We start from the raw sequence: 19,441 nt of genomic DNA on the forward strand, positions 1-19,441 counted from the left end.
AATGAAACGGCCGCCATGATACCAGAAGTTTGGCTGAGGAATTAGCGAATCACAAAGGGCGCTTCAATGAGCGCCCTTTTTTCCATAGGTGAAGCGAATCAGGCTAGCTGTAAAGCTGCTGAACCTCGGTCACCAGTTGCGCTGCTTGTGGCTGCAGGTCGGCACCGTAGCCAAATAGCACCGCGAGCACCAGCACAACGGCACAAGCAAGCATAAGTTTGCCCATAAGCGGCAAACAGAACTTGAACCAACGGTCGTAAGGTACACCCGCAATACCAATAATACCCATGAGCACCGCATTGGTGGGTACGATCATATTCGAGAAACCGTCGCCAAACTGATAGGCCAGTACCGCAACTTGACGTGGTACACCAACAAGATCACTCAACGGTGCCATGAGTGGCATGGTTACGAATGCTTGGCCCGAACCAGAAGGCACAAACAAATTCAGTATGGTTTGAATGATCAGCATGCCTACGGCCGAAACATAGGACGGTACGTGGCTGAGCGGCATAGATAGGCCGTTTACAATACTATGTAAAATTTGGCCGTCTTCTAAAATGAGTGCGATACCGCGTGCTATACCAATGAGCACTGCTGTGGTGGTGAGATCTTTAACACCCTCAATAAAGCTTTCCGCGGCTTCATCAACTTTTAAACGCCCCAAAAAGGTAATTAAAATACCCCAGCCAACAAAACAAGCGCCCAGTTCATAAAGGTACCAGCCGTATTGGGAAATGCCGTAAATTGCAATAGCAATGGTGGCCAAGAAGGTTCCTAAAATTAGGCGATGGCGCCCGTTTAAGGTCGGATAGTCGGTCTGCGCTTGTCCTTTCAGTGGGCAAGGCAAGTCGGCCACTAGCGACGCGCTGGGGTCTGCTTTTACTTTCTTGGCGTAGCTCCACACATGGTGAAAGGCAATGAGTACGAAGGGTAATATAATAGCCAAGCGAAGCCATAGGCCTGAATAGGGTGGTACTTCGGCAATACCTTGGGCAATCAGTACGGTAAACGGATTAAAAGCAGAAACACCGTAGCCCACGCCATAGCCCGCTACAGTCATACCTACCGCGGTCATGGCGTCGAGCTTCATGGCTTTACACAAGGCCACGAGAATCAACACAAAAGGAATGTACTCACCTGCGGTGCCAATGGCACCAGACGCCAGCGCGAAGAAAAAAATCACCATAAAAATAAGTTTTTCTGGTGTGTCGCGGTGCTTGTTGAGCAGGTTGCCAATCAACGCGTCTACGGTACCGGTGCGGCGTGCAATTGCCAGCACACCACCAACAATAAATACAAAGAAAATAATGTCTTGCGCCGCGGCAAAGGCCCGAGGCACGGCGGTAAGCAACTGCCAAGGGGTTAGGTATTGGCGCTCATCAACCAGTTCAAAGGTATTGGGAACAACTACGGAACGGCCTGCGTCGTTAATGAATGTTTCGAAAAAGCCCTGAGGAACAACCCAAGTGGCAATCATGGCAACAATCATCATGCTGAACAGGAGCGTGAGCGTGTGTGGAACTTTAAATGCTTTCATAAGGGCAAAGCCTATATTGTTATAATTGTAAGGTTAAAATACGCATAGGAACGGCTAATACTAACCGAAGCTTGGCGAGCCGCCAAGCAACCCCGTTGATCAGCGCTTATGCTGGGTGTAAAAACGCGTTACAATGCGCAAAAAAGAAGAACAAAAGATGGTGGTATGAAAAAGCAACGCGCATTCTTAAAGTGGGCAGGAGGCAAATACACTCTTGTTGAAGCCATCAGCCGCGTGTTGCCACCCGGTGAAAAACTGATCGAACCTTTTGTGGGTGCAGGTTCGGTGTTTTTAAACACAGACTACCCCAAGTATTTATTGAACGACATTAACCCCGACCTTATTCATTTGTATCAAACCCTGAAGCGCAGGCCGAAAAGTTTTATTGAAGACGCGCGCACATTGTTCAGCGTACAAACCAATTCAGCGTCGGCGTTTTACAGTTTGCGCACTCAGTTTAATGGTTCCACAGACGCCTATGAACGTTCATTACTGTTCTTGTATTTAAACCGCCACGGCTATAACGGGCTGTGCCGTTACAATAGTAGCGGCGGTTTCAATGTGCCTTATGGGCAATATAAAAAGCCCTATTTTCCTGAGCAAGAGCTTGAGTTTTTTGCCGAAAAGGCAAAGCGCGCAACGTTTACTTGTGAGCCTTTTCAAAACAGTTTTCGCCGTGCTCGCCGCGGCCATGTTATGTATTGTGATCCGCCGTATCTCCCGTTAAGTGTCACGGCAAACTTCACCTCGTATGCAACGCAAGGGTTTAGCCTCGACGAGCAGGCGCTGCTCGCCAAAAAAGCCTTACATGCCTCACGCAAGCGCCATATTCCGGTGCTTATTTCAAACCATGACACGATGCAGGCGCGCTGGCTTTACAAAGCAGCACAAATTACCGAGTTGCAGGTACACCGGTTTATTAGCCAAAATGGTGCAACGCGAAATAAAGTAAATGAATTAATGGCTTACTTTCCAGCAGGAAACCTTGCTCCATGACACCTACTCCCCAACAAATTGAATGGCAGTTAAAAGCCTTTAACCAGCTCACGGCACAAGAAATGCACGACCTGCTGCGTTTGCGCCAAGACATTTTTGTGGTTGAACAAAATTGCGTTTATGCCGACATAGACGGCACAGACCACGAATGGCTGCATTTGTTGGGTATAGTGTCACACCCTACGCACGAACATTCGAACACCCTCCTTGCTTATGCGCGGCTTCGTTTTACCATCGCTGCTAGTGAGCCAGTGGCACGTATTGGCCGGGTAGTTGTGGCACCCGCAGCGCGTGGTCAAGCATTAGGGCGTGCGCTTATGGAACACGCCATGGCTGCTATTCATTCGCAGTATCCGAACCGAACGATCGTATTGGGCGCACAGGTTTATTTATTGAAGTTTTACCAGTCGTTAGGGTTCAAGAATGTTGGCCCAGAATACTTGGAAGACGGTATTTTACACCAGGATATGGAATGGCGTGGAGCCTCTGCATGACGCCTACTTCATTAGCGACCCCACAGGTTCCAGTCACTACAGCGGTACCCGAACTGAGTAGCGCTGCTGTGGCGTTGGCAGAGCGGTTCGGTTTACCGTTTTGCACCACTGAACAAGCGCACGCGCTCGACTTTGTATTGCTGCTAGGCTTTGACGGCCTCGAATTGGTATGGCAACACCAACCGCACAAGCAAAAACTGCATCCGCTGCAACTGAGTTTTACCCATGGCAAACAAGCATGGCGGCAACAGTTGGGCGGCGGTAAGCAAGAAGCGGTTGTGCGTGCAGTGGGTGTTGCAAAAGGCTATCGGCCCAAGGTGCTCGACGCTACCGCAGGATTGGGGAGAGACGGTATGATGCTGGCTCACGCGGGTTGCACGGTGGCATTGCTTGAGCGTCAGCCGGCGGTGTATGCGTTGTTGCGATATGCCGTTGAGCAGGCGCAACAAGACGAGCGCATCGGTGCCTGGGTTACGGAGCGTGTTACCGTGCTACCGTTCGGTAGTTTATTAGCCGAAGGCTCATTGCGCGCAGATATTGTGGAGTGGGCTCCCGAGGCTATTTATTTAGACCCTATGTTTCCAGAGCGTGGAAAAACAGCGGCAGTGAAAAAAGACATGCAAATGCTTCAGCAGCTCGTGGGCGCCGACAGCGACGCCGACGGCTTGTTGCCGGCAGCACTGGCCTTAGCGTCATACCGAGTTGTGGTAAAACGCCCAGCGTCAGCGCCCTATTTGGCGGGCCAAAAGCCAACCAGCCAAGTGGTTACCAAAAAACACCGCTTCGACCTTTATATTAAAAAGGCTTATGGCTCAGCCAACACCACCTCAAGTTCGGTTTGAATCCAAGCGTAAGGTTTCGCCCACGGCTCTAGTTGTTGCAACCCAGCGGGTAACTGTGGAATAGCAGCTCGTGCTTCTGCCAGCGAGCCATAATTACCGGTCACCACAACGTACCAACTGCGTTCATCTCTGAGTGTGTGATACACCATCAGGTTGTCGGTGGGGGTATTGGTTTCTGCCAGTGTGGCAAAAAAGCGATCGAGCGCGCTTTGTGAGCGCACTGCACCCAGTTGCAAAGCAACGCGTGAACTGTCGGCGTGCCAGAAAAAGCTGTTGTCGTGGGCATTAAGCCAAGGGTTGCTGGGGCTTTCGGGGAGCGTCGCTGGTGGCTCTACCGCAGCTAAGGCTTCAGCTGCCTGAGCTTGTTCCTCAGTGGGCGCTGTTTCTACGGCAGGAGCGGGTTCGGCCGCGGGCGCCTCGGCGGAAGTCGTTTGTGGTGTGGTAGCCGAAGACACGCGCATGAGGCCAACACTGAGTTCGCGTTCGGGCTGGTATTCCCGCGCCGCTATACTCAAACGCGACAGGGCGTCGTCGAAATTCATGGTCAGTTGTGCTTCGGCAACGCCTAATTCTGGCTCGCTAGTTTCAAGCGCTGCTGTGTCGTCTGGCGCGTTTACCGAGGCGATCACGCTTGTGTTATCAGCTGTACTGTTCGTCGGACTCTCAGCCGGATTCGCAGCCACAAGTTCCGTCGCGTTCTCGGCGGCAGGCGCAAAGCTTTGAACATAACTTTTCAGCTGTTCCTGGTACAAAAATGCTGTTACGCCAGTGGCCATTAAAAGTGCGCCGAGCAGGGCAAAAACAAGGCGTTTGCCACCTTTTTTAATCGTTGAAGTGTTGGCCCGAGATTTCACCGGCGCGGCAGGCTCATGCTCGTTGTCGGTAATCTGATAGCGCGCTTTTGGGGTTGGCATAAGTAGCTGGCTTAGCTGCTTTTGAATTACACCCGGGTATTTCAGACAGGTGCCAATTGCCGATTGAATGCGCTCGGCATTCATGGCTAAGCTTTTACCGCGCTCGTGGCAGTTGAGTAGCGCCTTTGCAAAGGATAACGCCTCACTGTCGGCGAGCTCGCTAACCAACACTATCTCTGGCGCGTCACTGGTATTGTTTGGTACAGCAGTACGTTGGCGAGCGGCCCAATCGGTACTGCCCGACACCACTACGCTAATTCTATGCTTGCCGCCGGTGAAACGGCTGTGCAATACCAACTCTTGTAACTCGTCCACAATAATCGGCGAAAGGGTATGTGCGTCGTCGATTACAATCATTAAATGTTGGCCATAAGCCGCTGACAATGTTGGCAAGGTGCGGCGAATGGTTTTACTTAACGAGGCTTCTGCTGGGGCATTTTGCAGGCTGCTAATTTGTTGCAAAAGTCGCTGGCGTACATGTTCGATGGTCAGTTTGGCGTTGGCGCTGAGGTAGGCAATATTGGCGTAGTCTGAGGCCTGTTCCATAAAGCTTTCGAGCAGCGTCGATTTTCCAGCACCTTGTGGGCCGGCAACAATCACCATTTGGTTTTTGAACGTGGTTACATAATGAAGCTGCTCGAGCAATTTTTGCTGGCTTGGCAGAATACGCACAGGCATGGCGAGTGGCGTTTGCTGGGTGGTATCTGTATGTGCTACTGAAGTCATGCAGGGCCTCTTGTGTTCGCTACACTCAAGGCCTTTGTGCCCGAGCGCTACTGGTGTGCGACGCTGGCTTGCAAAAGTTCAGGGGCTATGGGCTGCTCGGTAATTGCGGCACAGCCTATTGCCGTAGGTAAAACGAAGCGTACTAACCCGTTTTGAACTTTTTTGTCTCGGTACAAGCCCGCCTGCCAATCTTGCCACTGCATATTCGGAGCAGAGGTCGGCAAACCTGCGGCTTCAACCAAGGCTTTAATGCGTCGGTAATCTGACACATCGCACCATTGCATTGCACTAGCTAGGTGTGAAGCAATTACCATGCCAGCAGCAACGGCTTCACCATGCAGCCAATTGCCATAGCCCGCATACGACTCAATAACATGGCCAAAGGTGTGGCCGTAGTTTAATAATGCACGCACGCCTTGCTCGCGCTCGTCTGCGCTCACTATGCGGGCTTTAATAGAGCAGCTCACCTCAATAGCGTAGCGCAGCGCTTCCGGATCTCGTTGCAGTAATGCCGGCATGTTCTGCTCTAGCCAGGTAAAAAAGTTGGCGTCTTCGATAACGCCGTACTTAATCACTTCCGCTAACCCAGCTTTTAACTCGCGTTCGGGTAAGGTTTCTAGCGTTGTGGTGTCAATAACAACAGCGTTCGGCTGGTGAAAGGCACCAATCATGTTCTTGCCCAGCGCGTGATTCACAGCGGTTTTACCGCCTACAGACGAGTCTACTTGTGCCAGCAAGGTAGTGGGTACTTGCAGAAAACGAACGCCACGTTGAAACGTCGCAGCCACAAAACCAGCCAGGTCGCCCACAACACCACCGCCAAGTGCCAAAATAATACCGTCGCGGTGTAAGCCACTTTCCATCACGGCGTTGAGCGCCTCCGTGTAGGTTGCAAGGGTTTTGTATTGCTCGCCGTCGGGCATTAAAAAGGTGCCATGCAAGCGGTTGCCAAGCATGGTTTTTACTGCGGGCAAGTAAAGGGGAGCTACGGTTGGGTTCGACACAACGAACACCTGCCCCGAGCCCACAGACTCGAGCGCAGATGAAAGATATTGCATTGCTCTCGCACCAATAAAAACAGGATAACTACGCTCGCCTAAGTTCACTATAAGTGGGTTCATAAGCACTCCTGTTCTTTATTGGGGAGGTTAAAAGCCGAGCTTCTCAATAATTTGACCGGCAACAATTTTGGCGCTTTGTTCGTCGGTTTGAATCACGATGTCGGCAATTTCTTCATAAAGCGGCTCGCGCTCTTGCGCTAAACTTTCTAACACTTCGCGTGGGTTTTCTGCATTGGCCAGTAGCGGGCGTTTTTTATCACGCTCTGTACGCGCTACTTGCTTGTCGATCGTGGTTTTTAAATACACCACAATACCCCGCGCCGACAAACGGTTACGGTTTTCTTTGCTAATAATTGAGCCGCCACCGGTGGCAAGTACAATGCCCATGTTCTCGGTAATTTCTTCAATTACTTTTTCTTCACGAACCCGGAAGCCTTCTTCGCCTTCAAGTTCGAAAACCCAACTAATGTCAGCACCTGTACGGCGCTCAATTTCGGTGTCCGAGTCGAAAAAGTCTAAGTGGAGGGATTTGGCGATTTGCCGCCCGATCGTACTTTTGCCGGCGCCCATTGGGCCAACTAGGAATATATTACGCTTCTCAGCCATAACTTGATTACGTCACTTCTTTTGAATCGCGATTACACACAAATGATGAGTGTCTATCCACCCCTGTACCTGTGAAAAAAGACACGCGATTATCGCAATTTAACCTCGGGGGTGCAACCAGTAAGCCGCTGGGCGTGTTCGCTAACCGGGTTTTGCCGTTATAAATGCACTAACATGGCGGCAGTTCGGCGCCAAGTGCTGCCAAATAACCTTATCGCTTTCAATCTGTTGCAGAACCCAGTCGGTTCCCTGCAGCTGGCCTTGTGGGTATAGTGTTTGAATTCCATTTCCGCTGTGCTGAACCTGAATATAGGGTTCAGGCACATGCAATACTGCGGCTAAAACCCGAGCCTGCGGAACTTCTATGCGCTTGCATGGGTTTTCGCTCGCGCTATTGTGCTGCAATGGCATGGGCTCGGGATCCGGTTCTTGTTCCGTAATTTGCACAGCAGTTGGGTTCTCGGTTTGAACCGCTGTAGACAAATGCATGGGCTCTGCTGGCTGTGGTTTGAGCACGTAGAGAATGGTGCTACAGCACAACACGCAAAGGCCAAAACTAAGGTACAGGTTGCGGCGTTGCGCATTGCGGAGCGCCCGTGGGCGCAGCAAATTGATCATAACGCAGCCTGCTGAGCGAGGGCTATGGCGTGTTCACAATCCTGAACGCGCGGCCAAACACCGGCGTACGGCCAAGGTTCTGCTGTGCGTTCGTGGCGCATAGCAAGCGTAAAACCAAAGGGGACTACGCCCTGTTGCTCTAGCGGGTGCAAAAAGGAATAAAACCATTCTTTTTTTACCGCAACAAGGCTGTATTGCTGTTTATTTTTGCAGGTATCCCAAATCCAGTCGTTTACCACGTAGCCTTCTTGTTGCAAATACAATGCCCCCCAGTTAGGGCCTAAGCGCAAGTTTAACCTGCCCTTTGGTGGCTCTAATTGCAGGTGTAAATGCTGTGACGCAATGCTGGGATGGGTAGTGGTAAGCCACCATTTGGGGAGCCGAGTAAGTTTAACATTTCCTTTTTGAAAAATATTTTCTGCAATTTGGGAACTAATGAATTGGCCAAGGCTCTCAGTACTGTGTGTGTGGATTGGTCGCTGGCAGAGCAGCAGTACCTTTTGTTTGCTCTGCCGAGCGCCCTGTTTTTTCAACCACGCCAACGTGAACCAGCCCTCGCTTAACACCACTCCTATGGTTTCATTTTGAATCGGTAGACAAATATTTGTCATGCGCGCTCCTTGCTTGTCATTCGTTGAATGTAAAATTCAGGTATACTTTGTGTAGAAACGTTAATTACGGTTAAATTTAGTGCAGAAGCTGCCTATAATGCGCCGGTATTTTGTTGGGTTATTGCGGAAAACGTTGTGGTTAAATTTTTTAAGTGGATCTTCATTCTCGGTCTTATCGGCCTTGCTTTAGGTGTCGGTACCGTGGTGGGCCTGTATTTTTACGTAAAGCCGGAATTGCCCAGTGTGGAAACCCTACGCGACGTTCGGTTTCAAACCCCTATGCAGGTATATACGGTAGACGGCAAACTCATTTCACAGTTTGGCGAGCAGCGTCGTATTCCGGTTACCTACGACGAATTACCTCAGCAACTTATAGACGCGGTGTTGTCGACCGAAGATTCGCGGTTTTATGAGCACTTTGGCGTAGACCCAATTGGCGTAGCACGCGCTTTCCGGGTTGTGGTAATGACCGGCTCTATGCGCGAAGGCGCCAGTACCATTACCATGCAAGTCGCGCGAAACTTCTTCCTCACGCGGGAAAAGAAGATAATGCGCAAAATAAAAGAAGCCTTTATTGCGGTGCATATTGAGCGTTTGCTCAGCAAAGAAGAAATTCTTGCACTTTATATGAATAAGCCCGGATTAGGGCATCGCGCTTTTGGTGTGGCGGCTGCGGCGCAAGTTTATTATGGCAAAGAACTCAACGAACTTACCCTGGCCGAAATAGCAACCATCGCAGGCCTGTTCCAAGCACCGTCGGCGTTGAATCCGATTTCGAACCCAGAACGTTCAGTGCAGCGGCGGCGTATTGTGCTTGGCAGAATGCTCGAAACGGGTGCGATTACCCAAGCTGAATACGAGGAAGCGTACAACGCGCCAGTAACGGCGAGTTATCATGTTGCACAACTCGAGGCCAGCGCACCTTATGTTGCCGAAATGGTACGCCAAGAAATGGTGAATCGTTACGGCGAAGACGAGGCCTATAACAGTGGTATGAAGGTTTATACCACCGTGCACTCAGAACTTCAGGCGGCTGCAGAAACCGCCCTTCGGCAAAACCTGCATGACTATGACGAACGTCACGGTTACCGCGGTGCTGTGGCCAAACTCTGGGGTTACAGCGCGGCCGAGCTTGCGCAGTTGCGTGCCGGTGGTGCCATAGACGCAACAACACTTGCCACCATTCGCTCATTCCAAGGAAATCGTTGGGAGCAAAGCGCAATTCGTAGCCACTTAGCGCGCCAACCGCGGTTTGGTCGGCTTATTGCTGCGGTGGTGCTAGCTGTGCATGAGCAGTCCGCCGAGGTTATGATGCGGGGCGGCGAGGTGGTGACCTTACCTTGGCAGGCACTCGACTGGGCGCGGCCTTTCTTAGACCATGATCGACAAGGCCCGCCGCCGTCAACCGCAGCAGAGGTGTTAAATGCCGGCGACCAAGTGTGGTTGCGTGAAGTTGAAGACGGCTTGCGCCTTGCTCAATTACCCGCACCGTCCTCTGCCATTGTGTCGCTGAACCCGCGAGATGGCGCCTTACAAGCCGTGGTGGGCGGCTATAGTTTTAACGTAAGCCAATACAACCGCGCTACACAAGCCAAACGGCAAGTGGGCTCAACCATTAAGCCTTTTATTTATGCAGCCGCGCTAGAAAATGGCTTTACGTTATCTACTTTAGTGAACGACGCCCCTATTACCCAATGGAACCCAGGCGAAGGCTCTGCCTGGCGACCGCGCAACTCGCCGGAAGTTTACGACGGCCCAATACGGGTGCGCGAAGCGCTAGCACGCTCCAAAAACGTGGTGTCGGTGCGCTTAGCGCGCGCTATTGGTATTAATACGGTAGCCGACTATTTGCTGCGTTTTGGTTTTCAGGAAAACGACATCAACCGCAGTGAGTCTTTAGCGCTTGGTTCTGCAAGTTTTACCCCGCTGGAAATGGCTCGGGGCTTTGCTGTATTTGCCAACGGTGGTTTTTTGGTAGAGCCTTACTTTATTAGCCATATTGAAGACACCGAAGGCAACGAGCTGTTCCGCGCTAACCCTGCAGTGGCTTGCCTCAGTTGCGAACAAGACCTGGCAGAGATGGCAGAGCGGGTGCAGGAGCCGAGCACCGTCACCGACGAGTCAACACCAACAAGTGAACCGCAAGTGCTGAGCTTTGATTTTCCTTTGGCACCGCGGGCTATTCCGGAGCAAACCGCCTACTTGGTTGCCGAAGCCATGAAGTCGTCAATTTGGGGCGGCGGCTCTTGGGCGCATCAAACCGGTTGGAATGGTACCGCTTGGCGTGCGCAGGCTCTGCGCAATCGTAATTTGTCGGGTAAAACAGGAACCACGAACGACGTAAAAGACACTTGGTTTGCAGGCTTCACCAGCGGCACCTCTACCATGCTTTGGGTTGGCCACGATAATCTTAACAATGTATTGGGCCGGGTAACCTTGAATACTAATTTAGGTCGCCAGCGGCAACCTATTGTGGGTTCAGAAGCTGGTGGTACCACCGCACTACCCGGCTGGGTTCGTTACATGCAAACGGCATTAACCCAGGTGGAAAGTGAGTCGCTGCCGTTACCTACAGGCATGACCTCGGTTCGCATTGACCAAGAAACCGGAAAGCTGAGCCGCCGTACCGACCACACCAGTATGTTTGAATACTTTAAGGTAGGCACCGCGCCTCGGGAGTTTGCGGCAGACGGAGAACGCCCGCCGCTCATTTTTGAAGACAACAGCGAAGGGCTGTTCTAAACCATTTGGTTTTGGTTGCCCAAGCGGGCGAGCAGCTGGTGAAGATCAGACTGCACACCGCCCGCTGTTACCTTTTTACCTGCGCCCGGGCCGCTAATAACCAGTGGCATTTCTGCATACCAGTCACTGAAAATAACGAATATGTTCTCCCCCGGAATAAGGTTGGTGAGCATGTCTGTGTTGCTGATAAACTCAATACCCACGCGCGCATGGCTACGCCCTTCTTCCACTGAAAAACTCGCCATAAGGCGTGGTAACTTGTCTTCTTGGCGTGCCTTCGCCCAAAGCTCCGCCATGGGGGCGTCGAGCTCATCCACGCGGGCCAAAAACTCTTCCAGCGGTAAGTCTTGCAGCGGCTCAGGCACTAAGCCTTCTATTTCCACGTCGTCCCAGTCGAGAGTAGCGCCTATGTCGCGCGCCACAATCAGCAGCTTGCGAACAATGTCGTGACAGGAAAGGTCTTCGCGCGGGTCAGGTTCGGTAAAGCCTTCCGCTTTAGCACGGCGAACCAAAGCACCAAAACCTTCTTTGCCTTGGTCGTAGTGCTCAAAAAGCCAACTCATGGTACCGGAGAAAATACCTGAAATGCTACGAATACGGTCGCCAGAACGTTGTAAGTCGTTAATAGCATAGTTTAAGGGTAAGCCTGCACCTACCGTGGTGTTGTATAGCCATTCGCGCTTGTATTCGTGCTGGATGGTGCGAATCTCGCGGTACAGAGCGTCTTGCGACGCGCCCGCTCTTTTGTTCGCACTGATTACATGCATGCCATTGGCAAAGAAACTCGGGTAAAGCTGCGCCAACTCACTGGAGTCGGTGAGGTCCATAACAACCAGCTCGTCGCAAGGCGCATTGGGTAATTCGCGCAGCAATTCTGTAATTAAGTAAGGCCGCGCCAGGCGTTCAAAGTTGTCGCTCCAGTCTTGTAAGTCTACCCCGTTATAGTCGAGCCAAACGCGCTTGGAGTTGGCAATCCCCATAATCTTTACATCCACCGACTCGTTCAAGTTGTCGCGCTGGGCACGGAACAGTTGCAGCCACTCGCTACCAATGTTGCCTCGGCCCATCACCAGCACACCTACGCTGCGGCGGAAGTTAAACAGCAAGCTATGTAGCCGGTTAAGGAGCCGATGGTCAAGCTTCTGCCCTAATATAGCAATTGCGGAATTGCTGTTCGGTGCAACCGCGAAATGGCGGAGTTGCTGTTCGTCTACTTCCCGTTTTAACACGGCAAACTGGCGAGTTTCTTTAATCCGCGCGCCTACGAGCGCAACCATACTGTAGCCGCTCACTTCTTGCGACAAATGGTCGGCGTCTTGGCCGGCAAACCAATTGCGCACGTAGTCGAGGTGGTTTTGGTGAAATGCAAAATGGCGCTGGGCTTGATCAGTCCAACTCACTAAAGGCGCTAAACCGTTGGTTTCAAAAGCTTCTAAAAGCGCTTTATGTTCAAGCGGAATGCTAAAAAGGGTAACGTCTTGTAGCGAAGTGAGCACCTTGCCTTGTGCGTCGGTGTAGTCGTATTGGCCAATGCGCGTTTGCTGGTTTTCTACTTTCAAACTGGAGCGCACACTAATAACCATGCGCTGGCGATCGACCGGCTGAAAGGTGCGAGGGTGCAACACTGGGCTACCGAGCCGCGCAAGCTCTTCTGCTTCCGACCAATCTAAAGTGGGAAGGCTTACCACCCGCTCAACCTTACGTGGGTCTGCACTATAAACACCGGCCACGTCTTTCCAAATCGTGGTTTGGCGGCTGTTTACTAAGCTTCCAATAAGTGTGGCGGAGTAGTCACTACCATTGCGGCCGAGCAGTAAGGTGCGGCCTGTGCCTGCTTCGGCACAAATAAAGCCAGTTACAATAAAGCGTGTACCTGGGTAGGGCGCAATGCGAGCCAGCAATGCCTCGCGCGAGGCTTGGGTATGAATAATCGGCTCGGCTGCGTCGTCGGCCTGTAAAAAGGTGCGGGCGTCAATAAAGTCGGCGCGGGTGCCTTGTTTTTGTAGCAGGGCCGCGAGTAAGCGTGCCGACCACAGCTCGCCGTATGCGCATAATTCTGCGCGCTCTATTTCTTCTTCGCCCACCAACCAACGATGCCAGCGTTCAAAGTCTTGGTCCGACAGTGCTCGGGTCACCTCCAGCGGGCGACCCGCCAATAATTCGTCAATTAAGCCTTGTTGATAACGTTGCAACGACGCCAGTAGACTGGCGGCATACTCAGGCTCATTTTCGCGCGCTTCAGCAATGGCAATAATACGGTTGGTGGTGTCGCCGGCGGCGGAAACAACAACCATATCGCTGCTGCCTGCATGTTCTGTAACAATGCGGGCGACACGCCGATAACAATAGGCGTCGGCCAAGCTACTGCCACCAAATTTGTGCAGGTGAACGTCGTCGGCAATGGCTTGAATACGCTCGGCGCTAATATGATATTCGTTGTTTGTTTCTGTAGTCATGACCACCCTTGCTTAATCGCTCTAAACACATGCTTGGTTTTGCATGTTTTACATCATCGAGAATCGTCATCATAACGAATGTTTTCTGCAAATAGAAGTTTAGATGGCTAAATAGTTTTGCTTCATGCATAATAACCAAATAATGCGATCATCTAAGCATATAACAAAATTGATTTACCGGAGGTTTACCCATGAAGTGGGACGGCGACTACATTTACCCTTACGCGGAGCATGGTAAAAAGAGCGAACAAGTAAAGAAAGTTACGGTGTCTATTCCACTGCGGGTTCTGAAAGTGCTTACCGACGAGCGCACCCGCCGGCAAGTGAATAACTTGCGCCATGCAACCAACAGTGAACTCTTGTGCGAAGCGTTTCTGCATGCCTTTACCGGCCAACCGCTGCCCGCCGACGACGATCTTCGCAAAGACAACCCCTACAAAATACCGGTTGAAGTGCGTGCTATTTTGGCCGAACAAGGTATTGATATTGGCCCAGACGAACTTCCAGAGGAGCCCGAAAGCGACTGAGCCTAACCTCTATGCGGGAGCCTTAAGACTCCTGCATATAGTTGTCGGGCATAGGAATACGGGCAACACCGGAGGCCACTGCGGCTTCCGCTACCGCGCGGGCAACGCGAGTACACAAACGCGGGTCCATTGGTTTGGGAATAATGTAGTTCGGACCAAAGGATAACGACTCCACTCCGGCCGATTTCAACACCGCTTCAGGCACCGGCTCTTTCGCTAAGCTGCGAATGGCTTCTACAGCCGCAAGTTTCATTTCGTCGTTAATAGCCTCGGCACGCACGTCGAGTGCGCCACGGAATATAAACGGGAAACACAGCACGTTATTCACTTGGTTAGGGTAGTCGGAACGGCCCGTTGCCATAATCAGGTCGTCGCGCGCCGCTAAAGCAATTTCTGGGCGAATTTCTGGGTCGGGGTTTGAACAGGCAAATACCACAGGGTTTTCGGCCATGAGTTGTAGGTCTTCGGCACTGATTAAATCAGGGCCCGACACGCCCACGAATACGTCAGCACCTTTAATTACCTCGGGCAGTGTGCGCTTGTCGGTGTTATTGGCAAACAGCAGCTTGTATTCATTTAAGTCTTGCCGACGGGTATGAATGACGCCTTTCGAGTCGAGCATATAAATGTGCTCGCGTTGCGCTCCGCATTTAATTAAAAGCTCCATACAAGCAATAGCGGCGGCACCGGCGCCCATGCAAACAATTTGCGCGTCTGCAATGTTTTTGTTGCGAATTTCTAACGCGTTCAAGAGCCCAGCCGCAGTAACAATGGCGGTGCCGTGTTGGTCGTCGTGAAATACTGGAATGTCGCAGCGTTCAATTAAGGCCTTCTCTATTTCAAAGCACTCTGGCGCTTTGATGTCTTCTAAATTAATACCGCCAAAGGTATTGGCAATACTGGCCACAGTGTTAATAAAGTCTTGTGTGGTACGGTGCGTTACTTCAATGTCGATGGCGTCGAGCCCGGCGAAACGTTTAAACAATAAGGCTTTGCCTTCCATAACGGGCTTTGACGCCATGGGGCCTAAATTACCGAGGCCCAAAATAGCGGTGCCGTTGCTAATCACAGCAACAAGGTTTCCCTTTGCTGTGTACCGGTATACGTCGTCGGGGTTCTCGGCAATGGCACGCACCGGCTCTGCAACTCCTGGGCTGTATGCCAGCGCTAAGTCTTTTGCCGACTCCGCCGAGGTAGTGAGCTCGATACTTATTTTGCCTGGCTTTGGAAATTCGTGATAGTCGAGCGCTTGTTGACGAAAGGTGTTAGTCATAAAAAATTTCTATCCTTGGCTGCAGGCGTGGAGAGTGAATAATCGCTTACAAGTGTAATGAGTTTTCAGAAAAAAACACATCTTACCAATACACATACCGCAATTGTTGCCGATTAAGGCGCGCTAGCACTTGCCACATAAGCCTCGCACGGGTATTGTAACTTTTTTGTTGTAGCCCCAAACCGGCACGAGATCGGGCGGGTTTAAATTTAATATTCAGGTGGAAAATAGAATGAACCATTGGAGCCAGTTTTGGAATGCCAGTAATACATTGAGCAGCTTTGCCGAAGGGCGCGACGCTGCTGGGTATTCCGGCGACGTAAAAGAGTTTTGGGAAAAGTCGGTAGCAGGCTTAGCGGAAAACGCCGTAATTGTAGACATCGGTACCGGTAACGGTGCCTTAGCGGTGTTAATCAACAACATTAATAAAGAACAAAAGCAGCAGTGGCAGGTGCATGGTGTCGACGCAGCCGACATTTCGCCGGCAGAGCTGGAAAAACGCGAGCCTGCTTTTAAAGGGCAGTTCGACGGTATTCAGTTTCACGGCAACACCGACATGACCGCGATGCCGTTTGAAAACGAAAGTGTCGATTTGGTGGTGAGCCAATTCGCATTCGAATATGCCGAGCAAGCGGCGGTATTAAAAGAAGTGCTACGTGTACTAAAACCAGGTGGGCGCGTGGTGATGATGATGCACCACAAAAAATCTGAGCTTTATAAGCAAACGGCGCTTGGGCTTTCTATTTTGCGCGACATGGTAACGGGTTCTCCGTTGTTCCCGCAAACGGAGCTGTATTTGCGTTATGCCAGCGACGCCTTGCAACACATTAGCCTCGAAGAATTCTTACGCACGCCAGAAGGCCGTGGCACAGGTAAAACCGTGCAGTGGTTAATTGAACACTTCTTGCAAAAATACAACAAAGACGAAGAGCGCGTGTGGTTCGACGACGTTGCGAAACGCATTATTGATATTAGCGCCTCGGCAAAAACCAGCGAGGCGAGTAAGCAGTTACTGAAGCATTTAATTACCCAGTACAGTTTGTTCAGCGGCCATATTCTGCGCTTAGAAGACATGGTAAAGGCTGCCAATACGGAAGGGCAAATGAAGAAGCTTGTTACCGCAGCTGAAAAAGCGGGCGCAGAAGGCTCATTTAATGCCTTTGAAGACGACGGCAAACTCTTTGCTTGGTCGGCTGAACTGAAAAAAGCATAACTGCAACGAAAGACGGCAAAGAAAAAGAGCCATTAAAAAAGCCGCGACTCGAAAGAGTGCGCGGCTTTTCTGTAACTCACTGCCTCGGCTTGCTGCTGCAAACGAAGCGGCCGAAGGCTTACTTCGACTTGAGCGCGCCGAAACGCTGCTTGAACTTGTCTACGCGTCCGCCGGTGTCTAGAACTTTCTGCTTACCGGTATAGAACGGGTGACACTCTGAACATACGTCGATGTGAAGGTCTTCACAACGGGTAGAGCGCGTTTCAAACACGTGACCACAAGAGCAAGTTACGTTAATTGCTTCGTACTTAGGGTGAATATCTTTTTGCATGGGGTTACCTCAAAATTTAGGCCGTATCGCCATCCGCGCTCTCCGCGAACACCATACGTGTTTAAGTAGCATCGCTACCTTGACGAAAAATGAGCGCGGATCTTATATCAGCTAAGGCCCGTGATCAAGGTATTATGCGTGTATTTTGAGCGTTTCTTTCCGCTGCTTTACGGGGTAGCATAGGCCCATTAACCAAGGAAAGTGAATAGTGAGCCATCAATTTATACGGGTTGCTTTGCCCGTTCCGCTGCGTCGTTTATTCGACTACCGATTACCCGAGCGCGCCGCTATGCCTGTAGTGGGCGGCCGCGTGCGTGTTCCTTTTGGCCAGCGGCAGCTCATTGGCTTTGTTGTTGAACAAAATGTAACGCCTGAACTCGACCCCGAAACCATTAAGCCGGTTACCGAAGTGCTCGACCAAGAGCCGCTTTGGCCGCTAAGTATTTGGCAGTTGTTAGTGTGGGCCGCCCGTTACTATCATCATCCGCTTGGCGACGTGCTCAGCCATGCTGCTCCCGCACTTGTGCGCCAAGGCCAGTTGCCCCGTTACGAACAAACAACTTGGTATACGCTTACCAAAGAAGGCGAAGCCGTTACCCCAGCCGATCTTGCACGCGCACCGCAACAACAGCGATTATTAGCGGCGTTAGCGAACGGCCCGGCAGAAGCAAGCGTAGTGCGCGCGCTCGATATTCCAGCGAGTACGGTAAAAACCTTGCTCGACAAGCAGTGGATAAGTACCGAACAACGCTCAAACGAACCGCAAAACTGGGTTTTCACGGGTGCCAATGACCCACTGCAATTAAATACCGAACAAGCAGTGGCAGTGGCTGCCATGAAGGCACCGCTAGAGCGCGGTGACCCCACGGTCTGGTTGCTGGAAGGGGTAACAGGGAGTGGTAAAACCGAGGTTTATTTACAGGCCATGGCTCCGGTGCTGGAGCGGGGCCAACAGGTGGTTATTTTAGTGCCGGAAATAGGGTTAACCCCGCAAACGGTGGCGCGTTTTAGTAAACGCTTTAATGTGCCTATTGTTTCGCTACACTCAGGGTTAACCGATAGTGAGCGCTTACAAGGTTGGTTGCAAGCGCGCGACGGTAAAGCGGCTATTATTATCGGAACCCGCTCCGCTATTTTTACGCCTTGCCAGAATATTGGCTTAATGATTCTCGACGAAGAGCACGACAATTCCTTTAAACAACAGGACGGATTTCGCTATAACGCCCGAGATTTAGCGGTGAAACGTGCGCACCAAGAAGGCTTCGGGTTAGTGTTAGGCTCTGCAACACCGTCGCTTGAAAGTTTGGCAAATGTAGCGGCAAAGCGGTATCAGTATTTACGCTTAACCCAGCGCGCGGGACCCGCACAGCAAGCCCAACACGCGGTTATCGATTTAAAGCAGCAACGCATTGAAAGTGGTTTGTCTGATCAACTGCTCACCACCATGGCCAAGCACCTGCAAGCGGGTAATCAAGTGCTTATTTTCTTGAACCGGCGCGGTTATGCGTCGGCCTTGTTGTGCCATGAGTGTGGCTGGGTGAGCGAATGCCATCGCTGCCAAGCGAACATGACCTTGCACCAGTTCGATCATTTGCTGCAATGCCACCACTGTGGCGCGCAAAAAAGTATTCCGCGGCAATGCGGCGGCTGTGGCAGCACGCAATTGGTGTCGCAGGGTATTGGCACCGAACAAGTGCAAGAAACCATTGCAAGGCGGCTACCCGGCTATGGTATTTTGCGCATAGATCGCGACAGTACACGGCGCAAGGGGCAGCTGGCAGAGGCTTTAAATGCTGCCGCAGAAGGCGACTACCCTATTTTGATCGGCACCCAAATGGTGGCCAAAGGGCATCACTTTCCGAACGTAACTTTGGTGGCACTACTCGACGTAGACGGCGCGCTTTATAGCTCCGACTTTCGTGCGGCTGAGCGACTCGCTCAGCTCTATTTGCAAGTAGCAGGTCGCGCTGGGCGAGCGGAGAAAAAAGGCACTGTGGTGTTGCAAACACACCATCCGGAGCATCCGCTAATTCAAGAGTTGGTAAACAACGGTTATAACGACTTTGCGCGCGCAGCACTGGAAGAGCGTAAACTTGCATTGCTGCCGCCGTATGCTGCCATGGCCTTGATTCGCTCGGAGGCAACGTCGAAAGACGCAGCCGAACAGCTGTTAAAAGCCATAGCGAGTTGCTTGCAAGGGGTGGATAACGTAACTGTTATTGGTCCTATGCCGGCTCCGCTTGGGCGCCGCGCGGGGCGTTATCGTTATCAACTACTACTCCACGCTGAACAGCGTGCGCCGTTGCACAATATTTTAATGCATTACTTGCCCACCTTTGAAAAGCTACCCGAAACACGCAAAGCTCGTTGGTCGCTCGACATAGACCCGCAAGATTTCGCGTAATCCGCGGTTTTTTTTAAGGCCCGTAACGATTAAACTAAGCGACCGTTAAAGTTAACGCATAATTCATAAAATGAGGTTTGGCTGGCG

At 51.5% G+C, this 19,441-nt stretch carries 16 protein-coding genes; 7 read left to right on the top strand and 9 right to left on the bottom strand.

The window, feature by feature from the left end; genetic code table 11:
* Positions 1-103: 103 nt before the first annotated feature.
* A complete protein-coding gene (locus DQW12_RS09115; RefSeq protein WP_113907553.1) occupies positions 104-1,540 on the bottom strand; it encodes a YfcC family protein in 1,437 nt (478 codons plus the stop codon).
* A 165-nt stretch (positions 1,541-1,705) separates the two neighbouring features.
* On the opposite strand from DQW12_RS09115, the gene DQW12_RS09120 reads away from it, so the two are divergent.
* Genes DQW12_RS09120 through DQW12_RS09130 form a run of 3 tightly spaced genes read left to right on the top strand, consistent with a single transcriptional unit; the run spans position 1,706 to position 3,872 of the window.
* Complete coding sequence (locus DQW12_RS09120; protein ID WP_113907714.1) at positions 1,706-2,536, top strand: Dam family site-specific DNA-(adenine-N6)-methyltransferase; 831 nt, start codon at positions 1,706-1,708, stop codon at positions 2,534-2,536.
* Positions 2,533-3,030, top strand: coding sequence for a GNAT family N-acetyltransferase (locus DQW12_RS09125; RefSeq protein WP_113907554.1), 498 nt, complete (start codon positions 2,533-2,535; stop codon positions 3,028-3,030). The genes DQW12_RS09120 and DQW12_RS09125 overlap by 4 nt, the downstream gene beginning before the upstream one ends.
* Complete coding sequence (locus DQW12_RS09130) at positions 3,027-3,872, top strand: class I SAM-dependent methyltransferase (protein ID WP_113907555.1); 846 nt, start codon at positions 3,027-3,029, stop codon at positions 3,870-3,872. Before DQW12_RS09125 ends, DQW12_RS09130 begins: the two co-directional genes overlap by 4 nt.
* Here DQW12_RS09130 and DQW12_RS09135 read toward each other — a convergent pair.
* The 5 genes from DQW12_RS09135 to DQW12_RS09155 form a co-directional block, all read right to left on the bottom strand.
* A complete protein-coding gene (locus DQW12_RS09135) occupies positions 3,836-5,512 on the bottom strand; it encodes an AAA family ATPase (protein ID WP_113907556.1) in 1,677 nt (558 codons plus the stop codon). The two genes, DQW12_RS09130 and DQW12_RS09135, sit on opposite strands and share 37 nt — an antisense overlap.
* 47 nt (positions 5,513-5,559) lie before the next feature.
* Complete coding sequence (gene aroB / locus DQW12_RS09140; protein WP_113907557.1) at positions 5,560-6,633, bottom strand: 3-dehydroquinate synthase; 1,074 nt, start codon at positions 6,631-6,633, stop codon at positions 5,560-5,562.
* Between the two features lie 27 nt (positions 6,634-6,660).
* Positions 6,661-7,179 carry a shikimate kinase AroK gene (gene aroK, locus DQW12_RS09145; protein WP_113907558.1) on the bottom strand — a complete coding sequence of 173 codons (519 nt, stop codon included), beginning with the start codon at positions 7,177-7,179 and terminating at the stop codon, positions 6,661-6,663.
* Positions 7,180-7,320: 141 nt separating this feature from the next.
* Positions 7,321-7,797, bottom strand: coding sequence for a hypothetical protein (locus DQW12_RS09150; RefSeq protein ID WP_113907559.1), 477 nt, complete (start codon positions 7,795-7,797; stop codon positions 7,321-7,323).
* Positions 7,794-8,408: a hypothetical protein gene (locus DQW12_RS09155; RefSeq protein WP_113907560.1), complete on the bottom strand. Its 615-nt coding sequence runs from the start codon at positions 8,406-8,408 to the stop codon at positions 7,794-7,796. The genes DQW12_RS09150 and DQW12_RS09155 overlap by 4 nt, the downstream gene beginning before the upstream one ends.
* Positions 8,409-8,543: 135 nt before the next feature.
* On the opposite strand from DQW12_RS09155, the gene DQW12_RS09160 reads away from it, so the two are divergent.
* Complete coding sequence (locus DQW12_RS09160; protein ID WP_370444360.1) at positions 8,544-11,150, top strand: penicillin-binding protein 1A; 2,607 nt, start codon at positions 8,544-8,546, stop codon at positions 11,148-11,150.
* Here DQW12_RS09160 and metL read toward each other — a convergent pair.
* Entirely contained in the window at positions 11,147-13,606 is a 2,460-nt protein-coding gene (gene metL / locus DQW12_RS09165; protein ID WP_113907561.1) for a bifunctional aspartate kinase/homoserine dehydrogenase II, read from the bottom strand. The genes DQW12_RS09160 and metL overlap by 4 nt on opposite strands.
* A 191-nt stretch (positions 13,607-13,797) precedes the next feature.
* Here metL and metJ point away from each other — a divergent pair, with 191 nt between their 5' ends.
* Positions 13,798-14,133: a met regulon transcriptional regulator MetJ gene (gene metJ / locus DQW12_RS09170; protein WP_113907562.1), complete on the top strand. Its 336-nt coding sequence runs from the start codon at positions 13,798-13,800 to the stop codon at positions 14,131-14,133.
* A gap of 22 nt (positions 14,134-14,155) precedes the next feature.
* Here metJ and DQW12_RS09175 read toward each other — a convergent pair whose 3' ends face one another.
* Complete coding sequence (locus DQW12_RS09175; protein WP_113907563.1) at positions 14,156-15,406, bottom strand: malic enzyme-like NAD(P)-binding protein; 1,251 nt, start codon at positions 15,404-15,406, stop codon at positions 14,156-14,158.
* Between the two features lie 232 nt (positions 15,407-15,638).
* Here DQW12_RS09175 and DQW12_RS09180 point away from each other — a divergent pair, with 232 nt between their 5' ends.
* Positions 15,639-16,619, top strand: coding sequence for a class I SAM-dependent methyltransferase (locus DQW12_RS09180; RefSeq protein WP_113907564.1), 981 nt, complete (start codon positions 15,639-15,641; stop codon positions 16,617-16,619).
* Positions 16,620-16,737: 118 nt separating this feature from the next.
* On the opposite strand, the gene rpmE is transcribed toward DQW12_RS09180, so the two are convergent.
* Positions 16,738-16,950 carry a 50S ribosomal protein L31 gene (gene rpmE / locus DQW12_RS09185; RefSeq protein WP_113907565.1) on the bottom strand — a complete coding sequence of 71 codons (213 nt, stop codon included), beginning with the start codon at positions 16,948-16,950 and terminating at the stop codon, positions 16,738-16,740.
* A gap of 208 nt (positions 16,951-17,158) precedes the next feature.
* On the opposite strand from rpmE, the gene priA reads away from it, so the two are divergent.
* Positions 17,159-19,354 carry a primosomal protein N' gene (priA, locus tag DQW12_RS09190; protein ID WP_113907566.1) on the top strand — a complete coding sequence of 732 codons (2,196 nt, stop codon included), beginning with the start codon at positions 17,159-17,161 and terminating at the stop codon, positions 19,352-19,354.
* Positions 19,355-19,441 lie beyond the last annotated feature (87 nt).

Source organism: Aliidiomarina celeris (assembly GCF_003316875.1).
Classification (GTDB): domain Bacteria; phylum Pseudomonadota; class Gammaproteobacteria; order Enterobacterales; family Alteromonadaceae; genus Aliidiomarina; species Aliidiomarina celeris.